Source organism: Marinobacter sp. B-12, from assembly GCF_056857915.1.
Map to the genome: position 1 here is coordinate 21,005 of NZ_JBSXOB010000039.1, position 8,049 is coordinate 29,053.

Sequence of the window (8,049 nt, forward strand, 5' to 3'; positions counted from 1 at the left end):
ATGTCAAAAACATGGATGTTTTTGTCGAGCGTACATGGACGTGTTCACAGCGTGCCCTGGAACAGGCACTGCCCGACACCCAAATCACCGAAAGCCAGAAACACAGGTAAAAAGATCATGGAATTCGAAAAACTGCTCCGTTTGATGGTGGAAAAAGGCGGTTCCGACCTTTTTATAACCGCCGGTGTGCCACCTTCCATGAAGGTCAACGGCAAGGTCCTGCCCGTCACCAAGAACGCGCTGACGCCCGAGCAGACGAGGGAGTTCGTCTACGGCGCCATGAACGACAAACAGCGGGCCGAATTCGAAGAAAGCCACGAGTGCAACTTTGCCATCAGTGCCCGTGGCATCGGCCGTTTCCGGGTCAGCGCCTTCTTCCAGCGTAATCTCTGCGGCATGGTGCTGCGACGGATCGAGGTGAAAATTCCGCAGATTGACGATCTGGCATTGCCGGAAATCATCAAGGACTTGGCCATGACCAAGCGTGGCCTGATCATGTTCGTGGGCGCCACCGGTACTGGTAAGTCCACTTCGCTGGCGGCCATGCTCGGGCATCGTAACCGCAACAGCCGGGGCCACATCATCTCCATCGAGGACCCCATCGAATTCGTGCATCAGCACCAGGGTTGTATCGTGACCCAACGAGAGGTGGGCATTGATACCGAAAGCTTTGAAATCGCGCTGAAGAACACCCTGCGCCAAGCGCCGGACGTGATCCTGATCGGTGAGGTACGTACCCGCCAGACCATGGAATATTCGGTACAGTTTGCCGAAACCGGCCACCTGTGCCTGGCCACCCTGCACGCCAACAACGCCAACCAGGCGCTGGACCGGATTATCCAGTTCTTCCCGCCGGAACAGCACAACCAGATCTGGATGGACCTGTCCCTGAACCTCAAGGCCATTGTCGCTCAACAGTTGATCCCAACGCCGGACGGGCAGGGACGCAAAGCCGTCATCGAAGTGTTGATCAACACACCATTGGTGGCAGACCTGATTCGAAAGGGCGAAGTGCACCGCCTCAAGGAACTGATGTCCAAGTCCAACGAGAGCGGTATGCGCACCTTTGACCAGGCGCTGTATGAACTTTATGCCGAAGGCTCCATCACCTATGAAGATGCCCTCGCGCACGCGGATTCAGCCAACGACCTGCGGCTGATGATCAAGCTGGGTGCCGATTCCCAGGGCGCTGACAAACTGGCTTCCAGCGTCGACAAGTTGTCAATCCAGGACGATTGATCGGGGATTAGACTAAAGTGGTAAATTATTAGGAGTCCGAATCAGTAGTCATGGCATTTGAGGCCATTGACCCGTGATGCGTATACTCCGCCCCGACGATCATCCAGGGGGATTTATGCGCAAAAACAAAGTATTGCCCGGCTCTGTTATTCGACTCGCGACGGCTTCGGCGTTGGTGGCACCCGCCGCAGCGCTGGCCGGCGGTTTTTCACTCAATGAGCAAAGTGCCAGTGCCATGGGCGTTGCCAACGCCGGCACCGCAGCCAACCCGGAAAATGCCACCACGGTTTTCTTCAATCCGGCCGGCATGAGCCAGCTTTCCGGCACTAATATGTCGTTTGGCGCCGCTGTTCTGGATATTGATGCCGAACTCAAGGAAGGCACTGGTAGTGCCGTCCGCGACGACGGCCGTGCCGTCGCCGGTGGGAACGGTGGTGATATCGCCGATCCGGCCGTCCTTCCAAATTTCTACATGACCCACGAAATCAACGACTGGTTGGACGTGGGCTTCGGCCTGCACGCCCCCTATGGCCTGGCGGCGGATTACGACGATGACTTCAAGGGACGCTTTTTCGCGGATAAGACCGAGCTGACCGCCATCGCATTCAGCCCGTCCATTTCCGTTAATGACGGTAACGGATTTTCTATGGGTGCTGGCGTCAATGTGATCTACGCCGAAGGCCGGCTGACCAAATTCCAGGACTACAGTGGCACAGAAGCCCGCTTCGGGTTGCCCCCGGGAACCTTGGAAGACGGTTATGCGGACATCGAAGGCGATGACGTGGCGCTCACGTTTGCGTTTGGCATGCTTTGGGAAATGTCGGAGCGGACACAGTTTGGTATCTCCGCCCAGACCGGAACAGAATTGGAACTGGATGGCGAGGCGGAAGTTCGCAACTATCCGCAGGGTAGTCTCAGTGGTGGTGGCCTGGTGTTCAACCAGTCTACGGTTACTGAAAAGGTTACTGTCCCGCTGGATATTCCCGAGAGCATCACCTTCGGTGCCCGCCACCAATTGACCGATACCGTAACCCTGCTGGCAGGTGCGACCTGGGCCAAGTGGAGCCGGTTTGAGGCATTGAATGTGGTCAGCCGTGAGGACAATGGCTCAATTTCCTCCCAGACAGGGCCGAGTTTGGGCGATGAACGCCTGGTGACGCACGTTTCGGAAAACTGGAAAGACACCTGGCAGGCCAATGTCGGCGCTATCTGGCAGGCGACCCCCGAGTGGGCATTCAAAGCCGGCTATGCCTGGGATGAGTCGCCGGTGAACGACGATTTCCGTACGGCTCGAATCCCGTCTGGGGACCGCGAATGGGTCACGCTGGGCGCACAATACGCCGATGCCCGCTCAGGCTGGACGGTGGACGTGGCGGCCGGGGTGCTGCTGTTCGATGACGAAGAAGTGGACGAACAGAACTACGACGTCAACGACGAGCCCATGCCCGGTGCCGCACGCTATCGTGGTACCTATGAGCTGGACGCCTGGAGTGCAGGTGTACAGGTCAGCAAGCAGTTTTAAGGGGTACGTTGAGGGGCGCGCGGCGCCCCTCAACCGATGACCTGCCCACGATAGATAACCTTCTTCTTTCTTGTCCTTTCTGCTTCCATTTCGGAAGTACTGCTGCTGCCTCTTGAAGTTTCCTCGGCAATTTCCTGTCCCCGATACAGTCGTTTTTCGTTATCGGTATCGTCATGAAGAACCAGGTTGGGGATCTGCGGCTTGAGTGTTTCCCAAGTGCGGATGAGATGGGCTGAGCGGGTTTTGCTGGCATAGTCCGCTAAATGCTGTTCCAGGTGCTCTTCCGTGAGATGCAGCTTTACCCCAAACTCAGACTGGATTAAACGGCGACACTGGTGAACAAGTTTCAGTAAACCAGGGTTCATAAGCCAACTGCGCTCGGAAGCCAGAGAAATCATGGTGAGTGCCTCGAGTAGAAAGTGTCACAACATGGCCCCGTTATTCACTCATGCGAATCCGGGGCCGACGTTCTCGAGGCCTGCGAATTTCGTGCCGTTTTCGGTTGTTGAACCCAGCGCCGCCGTTGCTGGGAGAATGTGGGTGGGGCGGCAATAAGAATGGTGTGTTTTGGGGCGAATAAAGGTGGTTTCGCCCCAAAACGGAACCCGGGCCGGCAGATTCAGTGGGCTTCGTCCCAGTTATTACCGACGCCAGCTTCAACCAGCAAGGGCACATCCAGCGATGCCGCAGCAGACATCCGCTTCTCTAAACCTTCGCGAATCGTGTCCACGGCGGATTCACGCACTTCCAGAATCAGTTCGTCGTGAACCTGAAGGATCATCCGGGCATCGTCCTGATGATGTTCCTGTAGCCAGTCCTCAACGCTGACCATAGCCCGCTTGATAATGTCCGCGGCAGTCCCCTGCATGGGGGCGTTGATAGCGGTGCGTTCGGCGGCCTGCTGCATCTGCTTGTTGCGGGCGTTGATTTCCGGCAGGTACAGGCGACGGCCGTAGAATGTTTCCACGTACCCGTCGTCGTGGGCCTGTTTGCGGATGTTGTCCATGTATTTCAGCACGCCGGGGTAACGCTCGAAATAGCGGTCGATATACTCCTGGGCCTGATGGCGACCCACATCCAGCTGGCGGGCGAGCCCGAACGCAGACATGCCGTAGATCAACCCGAAATTGATGGCTTTGGCGCTGCGGCGCTGGTCGCCGGAGACGTCGTCGACGGCCACACCAAAGACCTCGGCGGCCGTCGCCCGGTGAATGTCCTCGCCCTTCTCAAAGGCCTTGAGCAGCCCCTTGTCCCCCGACAGGTGCGCCATGATGCGCAGTTCAATCTGGGAGTAGTCCGCCGCCACCAGTTTGTAGCCCTCCGGGGCCACGAAAGCCTGACGAATGCGCCGGCCCTGTTCGCTGCGGATGGGAATGTTCTGCAGGTTCGGCTCAGAGGACGACAGTCGGCCGGTGGCCGTCACCGCCTGGTGATAGGAGGTATGAATCCGGCCGGTGCGATGGTGGATCAATTCCGGCAGGGTATCTGTGTAGGTGGATTTGAGCTTGCTCAGGCTGCGGTGTTCCAGGATCAGCCGGGGCAGGGTGTGTTCATGGGCCAGTTCCTGCAGTACCGGTTCCGCCGTGGACGGGGCGCCTTTCGGAGTTTTCTTCACCACCGGCAGCCCCATCTTGTCGTAGAAAATGGCCTGTAGTTGCTTGGGAGAGCCCAGATTGAAGCTTTCGCCGGCTTCCTCGTGGGCCTCCTTCTCGAGCTCTGCCATACGCTCTGCCAGTTCCTGGCTGTGTTTGCGTAGCGTGCTGGCGCTGATCATCGCGCCTCGTTGCTCCATACGGGACAGTACAGGCACCAGTGGCAGATCAATCTTTTCGTACACTTCCTGCAGCCGGCCGGTTTTCTCCAGTTGCGGGCGCAACGCCTGGTGCAGTCGCAGGGTGATATCGGCATCTTCCGCCGCATAGGGGCCTGCCTGCTCCAGCTCAATCTGGTTGAAGGTCAGTTGCTTGGCGCCTTTGCCGGCGATGGATTCGAACGTGATGGTCTGCTCGCCCAGGTATTGCATGGCCAGCGAGTCCATGTCATGGCGAGACCCTACGGAATTGAGTACGTAGGACTCCAGCATGGTGTCTTCGGCAATGCCATTTAGGTTGATGCCATGGTTGGCGAGCACGTTCTTGTCGTACTTGAGGTTCTGGCCGAGCTTGGCTTTCTTCGGATCTTCCAGCAGCGGTTTCAACTGACTCAGCACGGTGTCCCGGTCCAGTTGTTCCGGAGCGCCCATGTAATCGTGGCCGAACGGCACGTAGGCAGCCTCACCGGGCTCAATGGCAAAGGACACGCCAACGACATCGGCGTCCATATAACGCAGGCTGGTGGTCTCGGTGTCAAAGGCGAACAACGGTGCCTTGTTGAGGCGGCCAATCCAGGAATCCAGTTCTGCCTGATCGGTTACTACCGTGTATGTCTTCTCTTTGCTGGCGGAATTTTTGCTGTTGTCGCTGGCGTTGTCCGCGCTTTTTTCATCGTCAGAGTCGCCGTTTTCAAGTTCGGCAATCCAGGACCGAAGCTCATATTCCCGGAACAGTTCCAGCAACTGGCCGTCGTCCTGGGTCCTCAGCTTGAGGTCCTCCAGCCCGAACTCAAGATCCACGTCCGTCTTGATGGTGGCCAGCTGGCGGCTAAGCGGCAGGGTTTCGGTGGCTTCCCGAAGGTATTCGCCAATTTTGCCTTTGACCTCGTCCGCATGCTCAATGATGTCATCCAGATTGTTCCAGGTCTGCAACCATTTAACGGCGGTTTTCGGGCCGCATTTGTTGACCCCGGGGATGTTGTCCACCTTGTCGCCCACCAGCGCCAGGTAGTCGACGATCTGATCCGGGCCAATGCCGAATTTCTCGACCACGCCGTCGCAGTCCATGCGGGTGTCCGTCATGGTGTTGATCAGGGTCACATGGTCGCTCACCAGTTGCGCCATATCCTTGTCGCCGGTCGATACCACAACATCAATGCCTTTGCTGGTGGCTTCGTGGGCAAGCGTCCCGATGACATCGTCGGCCTCCACGCCACTGACAATCAACAGAGGCAACCCCATAGCCCGAACCATGTCGTGGATTGGCTGGATCTGCATGGCCAGGTCGTCCGGCATGGGCGGGCGGGTGGCCTTGTAGTCTTCGTACAGATCATTGCGGAAGGTCTTGCCCTTGGCGTCAAACACCACCACCATTTTCGAGCCCGGGAAATCCTGTTCCAGCTTCCGGATCATACTGATAACACCCTTTATGGCGCCCGTGGGGTGGCCCTTGCTGGTCATCAGTGGCGGCAGGGCATGATAGGCGCGAAAGAGGTAGGACGAACCATCTACAAGAACCACCGGCGGAGTCTGCTGCTGTGTCATATCAAAACGGATCCGGATTCTGATTGAAGCGTTGATAGGCTTGTGCAACTCTGACATTAACGGTGTGCATTTTTCCGTACGTCAGAGTGATTTTGCACGTCTTTAAACAGAACCGAAGAGTACCATGAAAATGAAACGTATCGCTTGCTCGGGTCTTGTGTTGGGTGTGCTCTGGGGGCCTTTGGTGGCCCAGGAGGATATCGATGTTGTCCAGACACCCAGGGAGCCCCTGGTGGTGTCTGATTACCAGCCACCCGCCGACGGGACACAGATTGTGATTCGCCCGGGTGAGAACGAGGTGTTCTACGAATACCGTGTGAATGGCCAATTGGTGGAGATCAAGGTAGTGCCGGAAGTTGGTCCCGAATACTACCTGGTGCCAGCGGATGGTGGCGGCTGGATTCGTGAGAGCGAGACCGACATGCTGGTGCCCAGTTGGGTCATCTTCAGGTGGTAATCGCCTAGATCAGGTCGACAGTGATTGGATCGGAACGCTGACTTTCCAGTCCACTGTCGTCGAGGGCGGTAATCCTGAATTCGTAAGCCCCCGGTGGAAAATCCTCAAGCCGGTAGCGGGTGTTGCCATCACCGGAGAGTGATATGACCTCGTAACTGTCCGCGTGTCGCAGGCGATAATAGATGCGGTAGCCGCTGATGTCGCTGGCATAGAGGCGTGAGCCGTCTTCCCGGGTAAGCGGAGCGTCCCAGTACAGTGTGGGGGCGGTGATCGACTCCGAGTCGGTCGGATTCACCGCGCTGGGGTTTTCACCCTGCGCCGTTTCAGGCTGCCCAAGCGTGCCCCGAATTGATGAAATGGCGCCCCCCAGCCTTTGTTCCGATGCTTCGTTGGCTTGGCTTGAAGCGGCCCTTGACGCCCCGGAGTCCTCCTGGCACCCGGCCATGATGGCCAGCGCCAACCCGGCTACGACGATTTTCCACTGCTGCCGGAGGTCCGCAGCGTTCTGGCAGAGTTTTTTACCTGGCATTGTAGTGTTCGCAATCCGTTTATCAGCGTGTTGTTAGTGCTGTTATTCCAATATTGGGGTGCGTCAGAAGCGAGACCTGAATAAAGCGGGGAGACGGGCTTTCTCAATTCAACGCGCAGAGTATGCCGAACCTGACAAAATCATCAAGTGAACGATCCGTAAATTCCGAGACGATTCTGTGCCCCCTTTGATAGATGACGAATAGGGGATGGTTTTAGTATGAACATTCTAATTTTTGACCGTAACCTTCGACATGTGATCAGAAGTCGGCATCGGTTTGCCGGCGACAACGATGCAGATTTTCAAACCACGCATCCACAATCTTAGGAGAGTCATCATGGGTAAACTCAAGACCTATCAGGAACAGCTTCAGGACATCGTAGCGAAGGGTATCAACGCAGCTGAAGAGCAGCAGAAGAAACTGGCTTCCAAGCCGTTCGAGTACGCTGAAAAGCTGGAAACCGAAGCCCGTGAATACAGCGTTAAGACCTTGCGCACTCGTTATTATGGCTACAGTGAGAACCTGTTCGAGCAACTGCGCAGTCTGAACACCCGTTTCGGCAGCTTTGCGGCCGACCTGGTTGCCAAGCTCGAGAAAGAAGCGGCTGAAGGCGCAGATACCGTTGCCGACGCAGCGGACGAAGTGACCAGCGTTGCCCAGTCAACCAAGGCTACTGCCCAGGCCAAGAAGCCGGCTGCACGCAAAACCACAGCCCGCAAAAGCACCAGCACTGCCAAGAAGAGCCCCGCCACTGCCTGAACGGCAAACGGAGTTCTTTGAAGCATAAAAAAAGGTCACCGTGAGGCAAGCCGTTCACTTAAAGTGGATCTGAACGGCTTGGCCCGGCCCGAAAAGGCGCTATACTACTGGATATCCAGACAGTATGGTGCCTTTTTTCATGAGAAAGAAATCTTGCCAGAAGGATTGGCCGCGAGTTCCTGAGAGG

The 8,049-nt window shown here is 56.9% G+C and carries 7 protein-coding genes; 4 read left to right on the top strand and 3 right to left on the bottom strand.

Annotated features, from left to right (window positions below; all coding sequences use genetic code 11):
• The first annotated feature begins 117 nt into the window (after window positions 1-117).
• Complete coding sequence (locus AC13D2_RS05405; RefSeq protein ID WP_300498204.1) at window positions 118-1,239, top strand: PilT/PilU family type 4a pilus ATPase; 1,122 nt, start codon at window positions 118-120, stop codon at window positions 1,237-1,239.
• Window positions 1,240-1,354: 115 nt separating this feature from the next.
• Complete coding sequence (locus AC13D2_RS05410) at window positions 1,355-2,761, top strand: OmpP1/FadL family transporter (protein ID WP_482938308.1); 1,407 nt, start codon at window positions 1,355-1,357, stop codon at window positions 2,759-2,761.
• 29 nt (window positions 2,762-2,790) lie between these two features.
• Here the strand turns inward: AC13D2_RS05410 and AC13D2_RS05415 are convergent, their stop codons facing one another.
• Complete coding sequence (locus AC13D2_RS05415; RefSeq protein WP_292049013.1) at window positions 2,791-3,159, bottom strand: hypothetical protein; 369 nt, start codon at window positions 3,157-3,159, stop codon at window positions 2,791-2,793.
• Between the two features lie 221 nt (window positions 3,160-3,380).
• On the bottom strand, window positions 3,381-6,116 hold the full coding sequence (gene polA, locus AC13D2_RS05420) for a DNA polymerase I (RefSeq protein WP_482938309.1): 2,736 nt from the start codon (window positions 6,114-6,116) through the stop codon (window positions 3,381-3,383).
• Window positions 6,117-6,246: 130 nt separating this feature from the next.
• Between polA and AC13D2_RS05425 the strand changes: the two genes are divergently transcribed.
• Window positions 6,247-6,573, top strand: coding sequence for a DUF2782 domain-containing protein (locus tag AC13D2_RS05425; protein ID WP_292049040.1), 327 nt, complete (start codon window positions 6,247-6,249; stop codon window positions 6,571-6,573).
• A 4-nt stretch (window positions 6,574-6,577) separates the two neighbouring features.
• On the opposite strand, the gene AC13D2_RS05430 is transcribed toward AC13D2_RS05425, so the two are convergent.
• Window positions 6,578-7,102, bottom strand: coding sequence for a fibronectin type III domain-containing protein (locus tag AC13D2_RS05430; protein ID WP_300498198.1), 525 nt, complete (start codon window positions 7,100-7,102; stop codon window positions 6,578-6,580).
• A 337-nt stretch (window positions 7,103-7,439) separates the two neighbouring features.
• Here AC13D2_RS05430 and AC13D2_RS05435 point away from each other — a divergent pair, with 337 nt between their 5' ends.
• Window positions 7,440-7,862 carry a hypothetical protein gene (locus AC13D2_RS05435; RefSeq protein WP_292049011.1) on the top strand — a complete coding sequence of 141 codons (423 nt, stop codon included), beginning with the start codon at window positions 7,440-7,442 and terminating at the stop codon, window positions 7,860-7,862.
• Window positions 7,863-8,049: the final 187 nt, after the last annotated feature.